The following is a 15,770-nucleotide window of genomic DNA, read 5'->3' on the forward strand; positions in this document are numbered from 1 at the left end:
TATGTTTATAGCACTGCTAAAAAAGCAGATGAAGATACTATTTCGAAGTCCTTCCGAGGTATTCACATTATTCGTGATGCCTATTGTACTAATTCTGATTTTAAGCTATGCCTTGGGATCTATAATGGGAGGCGACTCCGAGATGACGACCATCGAAATGGCTATTATTCATCACGGTGATGAACAAGAACAATTCCGGAATGTTATCAATGATCTTCCTCCAAATCTAGTTTTAGATCAACAAGCAATTGACAATATAGAGAATTCCTTACCGGTTTCTTTGTTGTTTGAGGAGCTTACAACTGATAAGGAAATGCAGAATTTAATCCATGTAACACAACTGGAAGGTAAAAGCTTGGCTGAGGTAAAGGAAAATGGGGATTATGATGTTGTGGTGGAAATACCCCAAAACTTTACGAAAGAGTTTTTGCAAGCCAAGTTCTTTAATCAGGAAAAACCTGCTTTTAATGTGTATTTAAATGAAAGTGAACAAATCACTTCAACAATTGTCAAAGATCTTGTCGATTATTTTCAGCTGCAATATACATTGCAATCCGAGTTATCGGAAAATAATATCCAGATAAATAACACTGCACTCCCTTCTGCACAAATCAATTCCACCATACGAACAGTTGATTCGCTAGAAGAGGTAACCTCAAGTGTCTACTACACTTTTAGCATGGCTGTCATGTTCATGTTATTTGTTGCCGGAACTCTTGCTGGTCAATCGTTCATAGAAAAGAATACCCATATTTTTGATCGCATCTTGCTGGCAAGAATCCATCTGGGTACTTATTTGCTAAGTATTATTGTTTCATCGGTCGTATTTACATTGCTGCAGGTATTGGTTTTATTCTCATTCTCTTATTTTGTATTTCATATCAGCTTTGCTAGGTGGGAACTGTTTCTGTTGCTGACTATTGTTTTTTCGCTGGTTATTGGAGCAATTGCGGCACTATTATCTTCTATTAATTACCGTTCCAATTCTGCGGGTGCTTCCAATTTATTTTCAACAGCAATTGTAGCGATTTTGGCATTTTTCGGGGGAAGCTACTTTAATATCAGTAGCCTATCGCCATTTCTTGCAAAGGTTGGCATGTGGACGCCTAACGGGGCAGCATTGGATGGCTACTTAACAATTGCACAAAACGGCAGTTTAAGTGATCTACTGCCGAATATCACAATTCTTTCGTTTCTGGCTGTTCTGTTTATGCTGTTAGCCTTCCTTCTGTTCCCGAAAAGAGGTGGAATCGTATGATACACATATTTAAAACAAAATTGTTACTGCTGTCACGCCAACCAGCGAGCTTTATCATCATTACCGTAATTATTTGCGCTTTTGCCTATGTGCTTGGTCTGGGCTCTCAATCAAAATTGCAGATTGGTGTTTACTCGGACCTGGACGATGAGAAAACTAAAGCTTACATGGCCGAATTTGAAAGAATCCCTCAAACGGAATATATTTTATTTTCAGAGGAAAAAGCAATTTCACTTGTTGAAGAGGGAGAATTTGAAGTAGCAGTGCACTTAATGTTGGATGGTTTTGAGCTAATTACTTCACCGGATTTTATGGATGCTCCTTTAATTTCAAATGAATTGACAACCATCTATAGTAGACTTACACAAGAAGAAGCAATATTAAGTGCAGCCCCTATCAATAAACACGATGAAGTAGAGAAGATTATAGGAGAAGCTGCTGTACATCCAAGCTTCCATATTAACTATTCAAGCTTTACAAATGATGAAGAGTTTGTTTGGGATTCGAAGCTCCATAGCCTATTTGGATTTAGTTTATTTATGGTAATCTATACAGTGGCAAATGGAGTATATCCAATTATCATGGATAGAAGAATGCGTATATGGGATCGTTTAACAATCTCGGCCATTGGAAAGACGGAGATTTACATGGCCAATATTTTATATAGTTTTTTAATGGGCTATTTACAAATAGTACTTGTTCTATCTATCTTTCACTTTGGTGTCGGCGTTGATTTTTATGGAGGCTTTTATTACAGTTTGCTATTGGTGATTCCCTACCTGATTTGTATTGTCTCATTGTCGATATTTATTGCCTCTGTGGCAAGTACGCCAGGTAAGTTCAACGCAATAATCTATGGGATGGCAGTACCATTCGCCATGTTGGGTGGTGCTTATTGGCCGCTTGAAATTGTGAATTCAGATGTTATTCTAGCATTGTCAAACATCTCCCCAATAACTTATGGGTTGGAATTATTAAACGGTGCCACGATAAATAACAGCCCTTTTGGGGATTTAATACAGCCACTCGGAGTATTGCTATTCATGTCGGTAGTTCTAATGGGGGTCGGTATTAACTTGATGGAGAGAAGAGAAGTATAGTAACCCTTTATTATGGTAATCGCAGACTCTATGCCTGCCGCAAATATATTCTTGAAATGGTCACACTAGGTATATTGGCGGAATAAGGCATCAATTGAATAAGCTGTCATTATTTTGGGGGATGGAATCCTATTTCCATCCTCTTTGCAGTAGTTCATAATTTTATAAGAATCCTCTCGTACTGAACTGATTTGAAATATATGTGGCTAAAAAAAGGAATTATAAAGAGGAATAATTATTTTTAATCAGAAGGAACCATTTTCTATTTTTACCGTCACAAAACATGAAGATTAAGACCTTCAGTGCTTTTTTATCATACGCTCAAATGCTATACTAAAATGTATGTTTTTATCCTTGGAAAGTCAAAATTAAGAAAGGGGGAGCCATTTCAATTGCGAAAAAAAACAAAAACTCAACGTGCATCCAGTGTAAAGGCAAAATACCGGGCTAGTTTATCATTTCGTATGAACGTCCTTTTCTTTTCCATTTTCCTATTATTTTCCATGCTCATATTCCGACTTGGATACCTGCAAATTGTAAAAGGCGAAGATTATGTACGGGCTCTCGAAAGAACCGAAGAGGTTGCGGTGAATACGAGCGTTCCTCGGGGAAGAATATATGATCGATACGGAAGAGTATTAGTTGACAATGAACCTGAAAATGCTATTACATATACGAAAATGCAATCAACAACTACCTCGGAGATGCTGGATATCGCAGAGCAACTAGCCATGTTGATCGAACAGCCGATTGATCGAGTGACTTTACGAGATAAGCAAGATTTCTGGATCATGAAAAATAAAGATGTTGCTTATAAGAAAGTAACGAAAGAAGAAGAAAAAAAACTAAATGAAAACGAAGAGCTTGAAGATAAAGAGGTTCAGGCTGAGATCGATCGTTTAGTCCGTGAGCGCATTACAGAGGAAGATTTAGCTCAGCTAACACAGTTTGATCTGGAAGTGCTGGCGATTTATCGAGAAATGTCATCCGGCTACAATTTATCTCCTCAAATAATCAAAAGTGAAAATGTGACAGATGAAGAATTTGCCCGTGTCTCGGAACGTTTATCAGACTTGCCGGGAGTGAATACAACAACAGATTGGAAACGTGTAAAATTATCTTCATTGGCGATTTTGGGCAGAACAACAATCCCAAGTAAAGGGATACCCAAGTCCAAGCTTAATTATTATCTAGCAAGAGATTATTCACGAAACGACCGAGTTGGGGAAAGTTATTTCGAAGCAAGCTACGAAGAACTTCTGCAAGGTCAAAAATCCGTAGTGAAAAATGTAACGAATAAACAAGGTCAGGTAATCGATACAGTAACAACGTATGAAGGGGAACCAGGCAGTGACCTCGTTACAACGATTGATATTGAGCTGCAGGCAGCAGCCGACCGAATCGTGGAAGAAAAATTACTGGAATTAAAATCGATGAGCCAATCCCAGTTACTTGATAGAGCGTTTTTTGTTATGATGGACCCGAACACTGGGGAATTATTATCAGTGGTTGGGAAGAAACTTGAAACCGACAAAGAGACAGGTAAGCGATATGTGGTAGATTATTCCTACGGCTCCTTTACAACTGCTTATGAAGTAGGTTCGACAGTTAAAGCAGCCACATTGCTAATGGGGTATTCAGAGGGTGCCATCGAACCAGGGCAAACGCTGATCGACCAACCAATTAAGCTGGCCGGAACAAATGTAAAGAGCTCGATCTTTAACCGTAATGGCAGTATCCCAATGAATGATCAGATGGCGTTGGAACGCTCGTCGAACTCATATATGTTCCAGACTGCCATCAAAATTGCCGGTTCAACATATAGCTATAACATGCCATTCAGAATTAAGGATGGCACACTCCAAACGATGAGAAATGACTATGCACAGTTTGGACTTGGGGTAAATACAGGCATCGATTTGCCAAATGAATTCGCTGGTTTCGCCGGGGAGTTAACCGATAATGGTAAGATTTTGAACCTTGCCATTGGACAATTTGATACCTATACGCCGCTGCAAATGGTGCAATATATTTCTACTGTTGCTAATGGTGGTTATCGCATTCAGCCGCGAATGTTAAAAGAAGTCAGAGAACCATCGAAGGATGGGGAGATGCTGGGTCCTTTAGTAGAGGAAGTTTCACCCAAAATATTAAACCGAATATCTAATCCAACCGATGAAATTAACCATGTTAAAGAAGGGTTGAGAAGAGTGTATGTTGGTGAGAACGGGTCAGCACGCTCTTATTTCGCGGATGCACCATACACAGCCGCTGGAAAAACGGGGACGGCAGAGGTAGTCTACTACGGTCCAAACCGTAATGAGTGGGCGACTGAGACAATCAATATTGCGCATGTCGGTTTTGCACCATATGAAAACCCGGAAGTAGCCTATGCCGTTATTTTCCCATGGGCAACAACAAATTATAATATTTCGTTGCCGCAAGCTGGCCAAACTGCCAGAGAGATTTTAGATGTGTATTTCGAGCTGAAAAAGAAATATGCTAAAGAAGGGCAAACTTCAAGTTCGGTAAAACAAGAAATCCTTCCTACTACCACTGGCGAAAAAATAGATGAAGATACAGAAGAAGAAACAGTAACTGAATAAAGGATTAAAAAATCGAAATCCCTTAGGAATCTATTTTCTAAGGGATTTTTTCTATTTTGAACATGCTGTACTTAGAATAGAAAATCTATCTTTAAAAAACAATTTTGTTAAATGGAAGTGGATTTAAATCTATTAAAAAAGCACATATGTTTACAAAATTCGATATCGATTTACAATTTCTTTACAAAGCGTTTATATGACATCAATAAACTAGCTTTATAGTATTACCTGTAAGACAAACTTACTATGAATTTGATGGAGGAAATAAGAGATGAAAAAGTGGAAATACTTAACAATGACAGCCGCACTAGGCTCAGCTTTAGTTTTAGGTGCGTGTGGAGCCGAAGACTCTGATACAGAGACAGAAACAGAGACAGAAGATGGAGCGGCAACAGGTAGTGACACTACTGAAACAGCAGATTCAGGTGATGCAAAATTATCTGGTGAGGTACTAGGTGATGGTTCATCAACTGTGGCACCGATTACAGAAGCACTTGTTGAAGAATACGCTGGAGTTCAACCAGATGTAAAAGTGTCTGCTGGTGTTTCAGGTACTGGCGGTGGTTTCGAGAAATTTATCGCTGGAGAAACGGACTTCTCTAACGCATCCCGTCCAATTAAAGAAGAAGAAATAGCTGAATTAGAAAAAGCAGGTATTGATTATACAGAATTCCTAGTTGCTAATGATGGTTTAACAGTAGTTGTTAACCCTGAAAATGATTGGGCTACTGATTTAACAGTAGAACAATTAAAACAACTTTGGATTGAAGATGGAACGACAAAAAAATGGTCTGATATCGATCCATCATGGCCAGAAGAAGAAGTAGTATTCTATTCTCCAGGTACTGACTCAGGTACATACGACTACTTCGATGAAGTAATCCTGGAAGGTGCTGACTTAGCAAAAGCCGCAACACTATCTGAAGATGATAACGTATTGGTTCAAGGTGTTGCTGGTGATAAAAACGCAATCGGATTCTTCGGTTATGCTTACTACCTAGAAAACCAAGATCAATTAACAGCTGTAAAGATCGATGGTGTTGAACCAAATAACGAAACAATTGAGTCTGGAGAATATACTCCACTATCTCGTCCACTATTCGTTTATGCGAAAAACTCTGCATTACAAGAAAATGAAGCATTCTATGATTTCATGAAATTCTCTTTAGAAAATGCTGGCGATATGGCTGAAGCTGTTGGTTACGTAAGATTACCAGCTGAAAAGTATGAAGAAGGTTTATCAACTCTAGAAGGTTTAAAGTAATTTAGCATTAAAAAGTAAATAAAATGTGTGGGAACCGCCACTAAGGTATCTCACACATTTTCTCACGTATTTGAAGGGAGTTTGTACAATGGCTTCTCAAGGCTTAGGGAAAGAGCAATCAATTCAAGAAATGGTTGCACAATCCCGTAACAGAAAAGGCAAAAAATTTATAGAAAAATTAATGCCCATTATTTTGATTATAACTGCACTAATATCTGTACTTACTACAATTGGTATCGTTTTTACGTTAATTTTTGAAACGTTTGAATTTTTTCAGAGGGTATCAATTACCGACTATTTATTCGGTAGAGAGTGGCTGCCATTCTCAGGAAGCGAACCATTATACGGTGTACTACCTTTAATTCTAGGTACATTAAAAGTTTCGGTAATCGCAGCATGTGTTGCTGTACCCTTAGGGATTGCAGCTGCAATTTATCTAAGTGAATATGCTTCGGACAAAACGCGTCGAACGATTAAACCAATCTTGGAGGTCTTGGCTGGTGTCCCGACAATTGTGTATGGTTTTTTTGCCTTAACATTTGTTACACCCTTACTTCAAGAATTGATACCGTCGCTGAAAATATTCAATGCCCTTAGTCCAGGGATTGTTGTTGGAATTATGATCCTTCCAATGATTGCATCATTATCTGAAGATGCAATGAGCTCAGTACCAAATTCAATTAGGGAAGGTGCTTTAGCCTTAGGTGCTACTAAGTTGGAGGTTTCAATAAAAGTAGTTTTACCAGCAGCTTTATCAGGTATAATCGCTTCTGTGGTACTAGCAGTTTCTCGTGCGATCGGAGAAACAATGATCGTATCACTTGCAGGTGGAGCTACGCCTACATTTGATTTTAATGTAACGGGTTCTATACAAACAATGACTGCCTATATTGTTCAAGTTTCTTCTGGTGATGCTGGTTATGGAACAACTATTTATTACTCAATTTATGCAGTAGGATTTACATTATTTGTATTTACTCTAATCATGAATTTACTCGCACAATACATTTCTAAACGCTTCAGGGAGGAGTATTAACATGAAATATATCGATGATACTGTTGTAATGAAGCGTATGAAATCGCGGTTAAAATATAATTCTATCTGGAAAATGATCTTCCTAATTGCAACGACACTAGCTTTACTTACTTTAGTTATTTTGCTTGTCCGTATCGTGACACAAGGATCTGGATATTTAAACTGGGACTTCTTCAATAATTTTGGCTCTCGCTTCCCTGAGAAAGCAGGGATTAAAGCAGCTTTAATTGGTTCCGTGTTATTGATGCTGATTATTGCACCAGTTTCTATGATTTTAGGTGTGGGAACAGCTATTTATTTAGAGGAATATGCGAAGAAAAATAAGTTTACTAGCTTTATCCAAATGAATATCTCCAATTTAGCTGGAGTTCCATCTATCGTTTTCGGTTTACTAGGTCTTACAATATTTGTTCGTATGTTAGTACTGGGGAAAAGTTTACTCGCTGCTGGTTTTACAATGAGTTTGCTAATTTTGCCTGTTATCATTGTTGCTTCCCAAGAGGCAATCCGTGCAGTACCAAAGGAGCAACGTGAAGCTTCGTATGGTATGGGCGCAACAAAGTGGCAAACAATCACTCGTGTTGTATTACCGGCTGCCATTCCTGGTATTTTGACTGGTAGTATTTTGGCCTTGTCCCGTGCTGTAGGAGAAACGGCTCCGCTGGTTGTTTTGGGGATTCCGGTAATCTTACAATTCTTGCCTGATGGCCTATTAAGTCAATTTACTACTTTGCCGCTTCAGATTTATGACTGGGCAAAACGTCCACAGGAAGCTTTCCAGTATGTTGCTTCCGCAGGTATTATTGTATTGATGATTCTTCTAGTGATTATGAACTCTATTGCTATATTTATTCGCAATAAGTTCCAAAAACGATATTAAGGATGTGTGAAAGTGGTAGAGCTTATGAATAAAACTAATAAACAAGAAACAGCTAATATAAAAACTCCGTCACAAATAGTCGGTGAATCAACTAAATCAGTTGAAAGAAACTCTGTGTTCAATACAAAAAATTTTAACCTTTGGTATGGGGATCACCATGCTTTAAAAGATATTAACCTAGATATTAGGGAAAACGAAGTAACTGCAATTATCGGACCATCTGGTTGCGGTAAATCCACTTATATTAAAGCTTTAAATCGTATGGTGGAATTAGTACCTATCGTTAAAACGAATGGTGAAATTAATTACCGCGGCCGAAATATTCTGGAGGCATCATATGAAGTAGAAGAGTTACGCACTCGCGTAGGTATGGTATTCCAAAAGCCGAATCCATTCCCAAAATCAATCTATGATAATATCGCTTACGGACCCCGCATTCATGGAATAAAAAATAAAAAAGTTCTTGATGAAATTGTGGAAAAATCCTTGCGTGGTGCAGCTATTTGGGATGAAGTTAAAGACCGTTTAAACCAAAATGCATATGGATTATCCGGTGGTCAGCAACAACGTATTTGTATCGCACGTTGTTTAGCTATAGAGCCAGATGTAATTCTTATGGATGAACCAACATCAGCACTTGATCCAATCTCGACTTTAAAAGTAGAAGAACTTGTCCAGGAATTAAAGGATAACTATTCTATCATTATTGTTACACACAATATGCAGCAAGCAGCACGTATATCTGATAAAACGGCTTTCTTCTTAAATGGTGAGGTAGTAGAATTCGATCATACAGATAAAATATTCTCTACTCCAAAAGATCAACGTACAGAAGACTATATTTCAGGTCGTTTCGGATAATAAGAAGGGATTGGTTTATTCATGGCAGCTAGAGAGCGCTTTGATCATGAAATTCAGGCCATTCAATCAGAACTATTAAAGTTAAGTATTCTCAGTATTCAGGCTCTGGAAATATCCTTTAATGCATTCATCGAAAAGGACCTTGATAAGGCGAGAGAAGTTATAGAACAAGATGTGATTATTAATCGTTTGGAAGAAGAGATTAATGATCGTGTTATTATAGTGATGACCCGCCAACAGCCAGTTGCAAAGGATCTGCGTCGATTGGTTGTATTATTAAAGGCTGCAGCTGATATGGAGCGTGTTGGGGATTATGCTGTAAATATCGCCAAAGAATCAATTCGTATCGGTAAAGAGCGGTTTATCACCTCTGTTGAATTGCTTGAAGACATGTGTTTTAAAACAACCTTAATGCTTCGCCAAGTAATTGAAGCTTTTGTAGATGAAAATATGAGTAAAGCAAAAGAAATAGCAGAATTTGACGATCAAATTGATGAAATGTATGGCAATATCATTACACATTTAATGCGATTAAGCTTAGTTGTCCCTGAAAGTATTTCACAAATTACCTATCTATCCTTTATTTGCCGCTATATTGAACGATGTGCAGATCATGCCACAAATATTGCTGAGTATTTACTCTATTTAAAAAAAGGTCAAAGATATGATCTAAACCAATAATAACCAAGGAACTTCATGAAAATCATGGAGTTCCTCTTTTTTTGCGAAATTGTTTGAATAGAAGGAAAACTTGTTATAAAATGATTGTAAGTTAATAATTAAAGCAATGATGAAAAAGAGTAGTATTATGGAGTGGCATAGAGAGCCAGCGGTTGGTGGAAGCTGGAGCACGATATGATATGAATGGGCTTTCTAGCTTCTAGTACTGAACCAAAGTAGGTGCTAGCGTTCTGTAACGTTAAAAACAGTTAAGTGGATTAAAGTATTTCTTTCCAGGAGAGCTTTAGTCAATGAAGGTGGCACCACGGCTCTTTCCGTCCTTTTTGTGATGGAAGGGCCTTTTTATATTGTCTAAATGCTTATCCAATGTATTCAGGCAAAGTGCACAAGAGAGCAGAGATGAGAAGAGAAAGGAAGAGTTGAGATGACTGTTGAGATGAAAAATTATGTACTCAAAGAATTACAAGGTGATATGATGACCCCCATTTCCATTTTCGAAAGTTTAACAGGAAGCAGGAAAGTATTATTTGAATCTTCCGCAAAACACGAAGAGAGTGGTCGTTATTCATTTATCGCATTAAATCCAATCGCTGAATTAAAAGGTAATAAAGATCATTATTGTTACCGACTTGAAGGTGATGAACCACAATTAGAAGAGGGTTCGGTACTGGGAAAACTTCGCGGTGTGTTACCAATCGAGCATGGAGCTTATCCCTTTTCTTTTTTCGGAGGAGCAATTGGCTATTTTGGCTACGATACAGCCTTTTATAATGAAGAAATTGGGGAAACACTTGAAGATGAGCTGAAAATGCCGGATGTTCACGTTTATTTTTATGACACTTTTATTGTTTTTGATCATTTAACTCAAAAAGTATCTGTTGTTTCGGTTGATTTATTGAAAAGCGGAAGAACAGAAAATGAGATGGAAAAATCCGTGAAAGAAATTTTACAGGAGATTAAGCTGGGTAAAACATATACAGAAGAAACATCTGTTTCCGTTCATTTTGAACCGATAATTGAAAAAGAAGAGTTTATTAGAATGGTAGAAACAGCGAAAAGACATATTGAACGGGGAGATATTTTTCAAGTTGTATTGTCGCAAAGATTCAAGACAGACTTCTCGGGGAATCCCTTCTCATTATACCGCAGATTACGCACTTCCAATCCATCACCTTATATGTTCTATCTTGAGTTAGACGGTTATACAATTCTAGGGACTTCACCTGAAAGTTTAGTGAAGGTAGAGAATCGAAAAGTTACAACGAACCCCATTGCTGGAACAAAACCTAGGGGAAAGACAGTGGAAGAAGATGAGAATCTTGCAGATCTGCTGATACATGACGAAAAAGAAATTGCAGAGCACCGGATGCTGGTTGATCTAGGTCGCAATGACATAGGGCGGGTAAGCAAAATAGGTACAGTTCAAGTAGCTAAATATATGAATATTGAACGGTATAAACATGTCATGCATATTGTTTCTGAAGTAACAGGTGAATTAAATGAAGATGCTCATGTCCTGGATGTGCTAACTTCTTGTCTGCCAGCAGGAACTGTTTCTGGAGCACCCAAGATTAGAGCTATGCAAATCATCAACGGATTGGAACAACTAAAAAGAGGCGTATATTCAGGGGCAATTGGCTACATTTCAGGAAATGGCAATATGGATTTGGCTCTGGCCATTAGAACAATGATCGTAAAGGATGAGAAGGCTTTTGTGCAGGCTGGTGCCGGAATCGTTTATGATTCCATACCGGAATCGGAATACGAAGAGACGATCAACAAAGCAAAGGCTCTATTGGAGGTGCACAGATGATTTTACTAATCGATAATTACGATTCATTTACGTATAACTTATATCAACAAATCTCATCTTTTAGAAAATCCGTTAAAGTGTTCCGAAACGATTCATTGACGATTGAGGAAATCCGACAGTTAAAACCAGAGGCAATTGTATTGTCCCCAGGTCCTGGTACGCCTTCAGAAGCGGGGATTACAGTTGATATAGTAAAAGAATTATATAAGGAATTTCCGATTTTGGGAATTTGTCTGGGTCATCAATCGATTGGAGAAGCATTTGGTGGTAAGGTAGTGCGTGCAGAAAATATTATGCACGGAAAACTCTCTAACTTAGACTACAAAAAAGTGGGGATGTTCGAATCGCTGGATGGTGAAATCCAGGTCATGCGCTACCATTCATTAATCATTGATCCTGCTACATTACCGCAAGATTTAGAGGTTATTGCAATCTCTCAAGGAGATAGTGAAATAATGGCTATCCAGCATAGAGAGTTTCCTGTCTTTGGTCTGCAGTTCCACCCGGAGTCGATTGGAACAGAATCAGGTACGAGGATGATCCAATCATTTTTGCAGCAAACTGATTTATTAGAAGTTCTATAGATTTAAGAAAGGGAAGGAGCAGGGTTTTGGAAAAAACAATAGAAGAATTCCTGGCAATGACTGATGAACAACTTAGAAGTGAAATACCGTTACTATTGCAACTAGTTGATGAAAAAAAGGTAGAGAACATACAAATGGTGGCTGAGTTGCTGCTTAAGTTTCCAACCGAGATTACACCCTTTATTTTTGAGTTGTTTGAATCTGAAAGTACTAGTATTACGATGAAGGAATGGAGTTTGGACTATATTGTTCCACAACTGCCCTTTTTCGTAAAAATTGCATTGGAGGATGCTTTGCAAAAAATTGTCCACTCTCCAACTGATGACGAAAAATTAGCCGAACTTGATCAAAAAGCAATGGATGTACTGAATGGGTTTGTTTAATTTAATGAGCGCACACATTTTGAAAAAAAGTGTGTGCTTTTTTCGTCTAATTAAAAATTCCCTGCGTCTATATAAAAGAGAGAGAAAGAAAGGAGGGAGGCATTTTGCAAAAACATCTAGAAGAAGTACTCGAGCTATATGGCGATTACTTGCTTCGTATTGCTTATACATATGTAAAAGACAAAAGAATCGCGGAAGAAATACTCCAGGATGTTATTTTTGCCTACTATAGGAAACATGGCCAGTACAGGGGAGAGGCAACGCTCAAAACCTATTTAACAAGAATGACAATCAATCGGTCCTATGACCATTTGAGAAGCTGGAAAAACAAAAAAGAGCTTCTAATGAAGAAGATTTTTGACAAGGATAAATCGAAAAGTGTTGAAATGTGCTACATAGAAAATGAAGAAAAATTAGAGATAACCAGGATAGTTTTTACTTTAAAGGTAAAGCAGCGGGAGATTATTCTGCTTTATTATTATGCTGACCATACAACCAAAGAAATTGCTGAGATTTTAAACAAACCTGAATCCACTATTAAATCCAGGCTGCAAAAGGCTAGAGCCGAATTAAGAGGAAAGCTTCAAGATACTGATTGGGAGGTGTTGGTCGATGAAAATAGAAAAACCTTTTAAGGAAGCATGGAAAAAAGAACTTGATTTCATTTATATGAAACCTGAAATGAAGGAGGAGTTAATAAAAAAAGTCATTTCTCAAGGTGGACTTTCATCAAGCGGGAAATGGACTTATCCAACTGTTATGGCCACTTTTGCTCTAGGAATTGTTTTTTTTCTAGTAATTACAATTCAAGGCAATCCACAATATCTAACTGGATCCCCAACACAAGCTACGAATACGTTTTTATTAATAGAGAGGCTCTTCTATACAGAAAAATTTTACTGGGTAGCAGGCACGATCCTGCTGGAGACAATCACGGTTCTATTATTTTTTGAGGTCATAAAGAAAACAAAAAGGTGGCAGTCAAAGCAAAAGATCAGATATTTTAATAAATTGCTAGCAACAAAAAGACGCAATTTACTAATTCCTGGATTTTGCTGCATTTTTTTTGGTGCTGTAATTGCATATATAGCAAGCATAGTATCATTAAATACCATCCAAATCTTAGCGTCGTTTATCATGGTATTATTTAATTGCTTGCTGATGTTGTGGTTCATCCGGAAACTAAACAAGTCAACATGTCCACATTGCGGATACACCTTTTCACGAAAGGAACTTTTTAAAAATACATGGTCAACTTATCGTGTAAAATGTAACCGATGTGAAGAGGAAGTTTATTATAGTTATTCATCAAGTAAAAATTACCTATATATGTTCATACCGATTATTACCCATTATGGTTTAGGATTTCTCGGTATTCCTTTTGCTATCGCCGTCTTTTCATATCTCCTTGTCGGATTATTTTTCAACTTCTACATTATGAATTTCACTACGATTTATTCAGAGAAAGATGAACCGTTATGGTAATTAAAAGGACGCGAATTTGAATTGGCGTCCTCTTTTTGGTTATAAATATTTTACGATGTCGTCTTCAAACTTCGAAGGTTTATCAGTTGGTGCAAAGCGTTTCACGACATTGCCATCACGATCGACTAAAAATTTTGTGAAATTCCATTTTACACTTTTACCTAGAAGACCTTTTGTTTCTTCAGTAAGATATTTGAAGAGGGGATGGGCATTCTCTCCATTAACTTTAATAAGCTCATGCATGGGGAAGGTAACGCCGTATGTAAGTCGACAAGCTTCTGCTGCTTCGTTGCCTGAGCTCAATTCCTGCTTGAATTGATCGGATGGGAAACCGAGTATTTCCAAACCTTGTTCACGATACTTTTTGTATAGTTCTTCCAATTCATCAAACTGGGGTGCGAGACCGCATTTTGTTGCAGTGTTTACTATGAGTAAGACCTTTCCTTTAAAATTTTCAAGTGAATAGGGTGTACCGTTTTCATCTTTAACATCAAAGTTATATACGTTCATTGTCATCCTTCTTTCCTCAGGCATTGTAAGTGTCTCAAGCTTTCTCGGGTCTTCGATTCAACAATACTATTGTAACAGCTAACGTAAATGCTGTAACGATACAAGCACTTATAAATGCAATGACTCCATTCCATCCCCATCTCACCCAGAAAAATCCTCCGGTCGTACCACCTACACTCGATCCGAAATAATAGGCGAAAAGATAAAGAGAGGATGCTTGCGCACGATCTTTCGTCGCACGGGAACTTACCCAGCCACTTGCGATGGAGTGGGATCCAAAAAATCCAAATGTAAAAATTACGATTCCCATAATCTTAATAAAGAGATTAACTGGAAGTGTTAGTATAGCACCAGAAAACATAATCGCGATCCCGGCGAGCAATATTTTTTGGCGGCCGAATTTATCGGAAAGACCGCCGAACCAAGTGGAACTAAATGTTCCCACCAGATACACGACAAATACCCATCCGACAACAGTATTACTCAAATTATATGGTGACGCGAGCAGTTTATAGCTAATATAATTATAAAGTGTGACAAACCCGCCCATTAACATAAATGAAATACCAAATAAACAAAGTAAGCCAGGATCCTTTAAATGATGAAATAATGACTTTGACAATGCCTTAAATTCAAGCCTTCTCGGTGTGAAATGCTTTGAAGCCGGGAGTGCCCATACAAAATAGAGGCAAATTAGCAAACTTAGCAATCCTGTAAAGATCATTCCTATCTGCCAATTGAAATGGTCGTTCATGATACCCATTATAATTCGGCCGGATAGCCCGCCAATCGAATTTCCACTGATATAAAGTCCCATTGCGACCCCGAGGCTCTTGGAATCTACTTCTTCACCTAAATAAGCCATCGCGATTGCTGGTACACCGGCAAAAACAAAGCCTTGCAACATCCGTAATAAAAGTAGAATTTCAAAGCTTGGAGCAAAAGCAAGTAATACGGTTAGGCTTGAAGCAGCGAATACTGAAATGGTCATTAACCGCTTGCGCCCCCACGATTCTGAAAGGGATCCAAATAATAATAAGGCAACAGACAATACCCCTGTTGACAAAGAAAGGGAGAGGCTGGCAGTAGCTGGGGAAACACCAAAGGAGTCCGTAAATTCGGGAAATAATGGCTGTGTTATATACAGATTTGCGAAGGTGATAAAACCAGCAGCAAATAGAGCTAAATTTGCCAAGGTAAATTCTCTTGATCCTTTTTGTAAATAATCCATGCTGATACGCCTCTTTTTCTAAGATTCACATCTACTAAACTTTAAATTTATTATAATGAAGAAAGAGATATAATGAAA

15 protein-coding genes and 1 other annotated feature are annotated in these 15,770 nt (G+C 38.0%); of the genes, 13 read left to right on the forward strand and 2 right to left on the reverse strand.

Going from position 1 to position 15,770, the window contains the following annotated elements; all coding sequences use genetic code 11:
• Position 1 precedes the first annotated feature (1 nt).
• The 13 genes from QYB95_RS07050 to QYB95_RS07110 all read left to right on the forward strand — a co-directional run bounded on the left by QYB95_RS07050 (position 2) and on the right by QYB95_RS07110 (position 13,951).
• Positions 2–1,258 carry an ABC transporter permease gene (locus QYB95_RS07050; protein WP_301137593.1) on the forward strand — a complete coding sequence of 419 codons (1,257 nt, stop codon included), beginning with the start codon at positions 2–4 and terminating at the stop codon, positions 1,256–1,258.
• Positions 1,255–2,358, forward strand: coding sequence for an ABC transporter permease (locus QYB95_RS07055; protein ID WP_301137594.1), 1,104 nt, complete (start codon positions 1,255–1,257; stop codon positions 2,356–2,358). The genes QYB95_RS07050 and QYB95_RS07055 overlap by 4 nt, the downstream gene beginning before the upstream one ends.
• 392 nt (positions 2,359–2,750) lie before the next feature.
• Positions 2,751–4,964, forward strand: coding sequence for a peptidoglycan D,D-transpeptidase FtsI family protein (locus QYB95_RS07060; protein WP_425609183.1), 2,214 nt, complete (start codon positions 2,751–2,753; stop codon positions 4,962–4,964).
• 271 nt (positions 4,965–5,235) lie between these two features.
• The gene (locus QYB95_RS07065) at positions 5,236–6,228 is read left to right on the forward strand and encodes a PstS family phosphate ABC transporter substrate-binding protein (protein WP_301137596.1); all 993 of its coding nucleotides are present in this window, start codon (positions 5,236–5,238) and stop codon (positions 6,226–6,228) included.
• Between the two features lie 88 nt (positions 6,229–6,316).
• Positions 6,317–7,264, forward strand: a complete 948-nt coding sequence (pstC, locus tag QYB95_RS07070) for a phosphate ABC transporter permease subunit PstC (RefSeq protein ID WP_301137598.1) — start codon at positions 6,317–6,319, stop codon at positions 7,262–7,264.
• 1 nt (position 7,265) lies between these two features.
• Positions 7,266–8,144 carry a phosphate ABC transporter permease PstA gene (gene pstA, locus QYB95_RS07075; RefSeq protein WP_301137599.1) on the forward strand — a complete coding sequence of 293 codons (879 nt, stop codon included), beginning with the start codon at positions 7,266–7,268 and terminating at the stop codon, positions 8,142–8,144.
• A gap of 24 nt (positions 8,145–8,168) precedes the next feature.
• Positions 8,169–9,005: a phosphate ABC transporter ATP-binding protein PstB gene (gene pstB, locus QYB95_RS07080; protein WP_301137600.1), complete on the forward strand. Its 837-nt coding sequence runs from the start codon at positions 8,169–8,171 to the stop codon at positions 9,003–9,005.
• Positions 9,006–9,026: 21 nt separating this feature from the next.
• A complete protein-coding gene (gene phoU, locus QYB95_RS07085) occupies positions 9,027–9,686 on the forward strand; it encodes a phosphate signaling complex protein PhoU (protein WP_301137601.1) in 660 nt (219 codons plus the stop codon).
• Positions 9,687–9,783: 97 nt separating this feature from the next.
• Positions 9,784–10,011: a binding site (T-box leader), on the forward strand.
• 99 nt (positions 10,012–10,110) lie between these two features.
• The gene (gene trpE, locus QYB95_RS07090) at positions 10,111–11,499 is read left to right on the forward strand and encodes an anthranilate synthase component I (protein ID WP_301137602.1); all 1,389 of its coding nucleotides are present in this window, start codon (positions 10,111–10,113) and stop codon (positions 11,497–11,499) included.
• A complete protein-coding gene (locus tag QYB95_RS07095; protein ID WP_301137603.1) occupies positions 11,496–12,083 on the forward strand; it encodes an anthranilate synthase component II in 588 nt (195 codons plus the stop codon). The genes trpE and QYB95_RS07095 overlap by 4 nt, the downstream gene beginning before the upstream one ends.
• Positions 12,084–12,109: 26 nt before the next feature.
• Positions 12,110–12,466: a DUF5071 domain-containing protein gene (locus QYB95_RS07100; RefSeq protein ID WP_301137604.1), complete on the forward strand. Its 357-nt coding sequence runs from the start codon at positions 12,110–12,112 to the stop codon at positions 12,464–12,466.
• 104 nt (positions 12,467–12,570) lie between these two features.
• A complete protein-coding gene (locus QYB95_RS07105) occupies positions 12,571–13,101 on the forward strand; it encodes an RNA polymerase sigma factor (protein ID WP_301137606.1) in 531 nt (176 codons plus the stop codon).
• The gene (locus QYB95_RS07110) at positions 13,079–13,951 is read left to right on the forward strand and encodes a TIGR04104 family putative zinc finger protein (RefSeq protein ID WP_301137607.1); all 873 of its coding nucleotides are present in this window, start codon (positions 13,079–13,081) and stop codon (positions 13,949–13,951) included. Before QYB95_RS07105 ends, QYB95_RS07110 begins: the two co-directional genes overlap by 23 nt.
• A gap of 39 nt (positions 13,952–13,990) precedes the next feature.
• On the opposite strand, the gene QYB95_RS07115 is transcribed toward QYB95_RS07110, so the two are convergent.
• Complete coding sequence (locus tag QYB95_RS07115) at positions 13,991–14,461, reverse strand: glutathione peroxidase (protein ID WP_301137608.1); 471 nt, start codon at positions 14,459–14,461, stop codon at positions 13,991–13,993.
• Between the two features lie 34 nt (positions 14,462–14,495).
• Positions 14,496–15,692, reverse strand: coding sequence for an MFS transporter (locus QYB95_RS07120; RefSeq protein WP_301137609.1), 1,197 nt, complete (start codon positions 15,690–15,692; stop codon positions 14,496–14,498).
• Positions 15,693–15,770 lie beyond the last annotated feature (78 nt).

The sequence above is a fragment of the Ureibacillus aquaedulcis genome (assembly GCF_030418165.1).
Classification (GTDB): domain Bacteria; phylum Bacillota; class Bacilli; order Bacillales_A; family Planococcaceae; genus Ureibacillus; species Ureibacillus aquaedulcis.

Excerpts from the sequence above, each read along its gene's own strand:
- pstB (WP_301137600.1), top strand. The coding sequence starts at position 8,169 with ATGAATAAAACTAATAAACAAGAAACAGCTAATATAAAAACTCCGTCA.
- QYB95_RS07055 (WP_301137594.1), top strand. The coding sequence starts at position 1,255 with ATGATACACATATTTAAAACAAAATTGTTACTGCTGTCACGCCAACCA.
- pstC (WP_301137598.1), top strand. The coding sequence starts at position 6,317 with ATGGCTTCTCAAGGCTTAGGGAAAGAGCAATCAATTCAAGAAATGGTT.
- trpE (WP_301137602.1), top strand. The coding sequence starts at position 10,111 with ATGACTGTTGAGATGAAAAATTATGTACTCAAAGAATTACAAGGTGAT.
- pstA (WP_301137599.1), top strand. The coding sequence starts at position 7,266 with ATGAAATATATCGATGATACTGTTGTAATGAAGCGTATGAAATCGCGG.
- QYB95_RS07095 (WP_301137603.1), top strand. The coding sequence starts at position 11,496 with ATGATTTTACTAATCGATAATTACGATTCATTTACGTATAACTTATAT.
- phoU (WP_301137601.1), top strand. The coding sequence starts at position 9,027 with ATGGCAGCTAGAGAGCGCTTTGATCATGAAATTCAGGCCATTCAATCA.
- QYB95_RS07110 (WP_301137607.1), top strand. The coding sequence starts at position 13,079 with ATGAAAATAGAAAAACCTTTTAAGGAAGCATGGAAAAAAGAACTTGAT.
- QYB95_RS07065 (WP_301137596.1), top strand. The coding sequence starts at position 5,236 with ATGAAAAAGTGGAAATACTTAACAATGACAGCCGCACTAGGCTCAGCT.
- QYB95_RS07115 (WP_301137608.1), bottom strand. The coding sequence starts at position 14,461 with ATGAACGTATATAACTTTGATGTTAAAGATGAAAACGGTACACCCTAT.
- QYB95_RS07050 (WP_301137593.1), top strand. The coding sequence starts at position 2 with ATGTTTATAGCACTGCTAAAAAAGCAGATGAAGATACTATTTCGAAGT.
- QYB95_RS07120 (WP_301137609.1), bottom strand. The coding sequence starts at position 15,692 with ATGGATTATTTACAAAAAGGATCAAGAGAATTTACCTTGGCAAATTTA.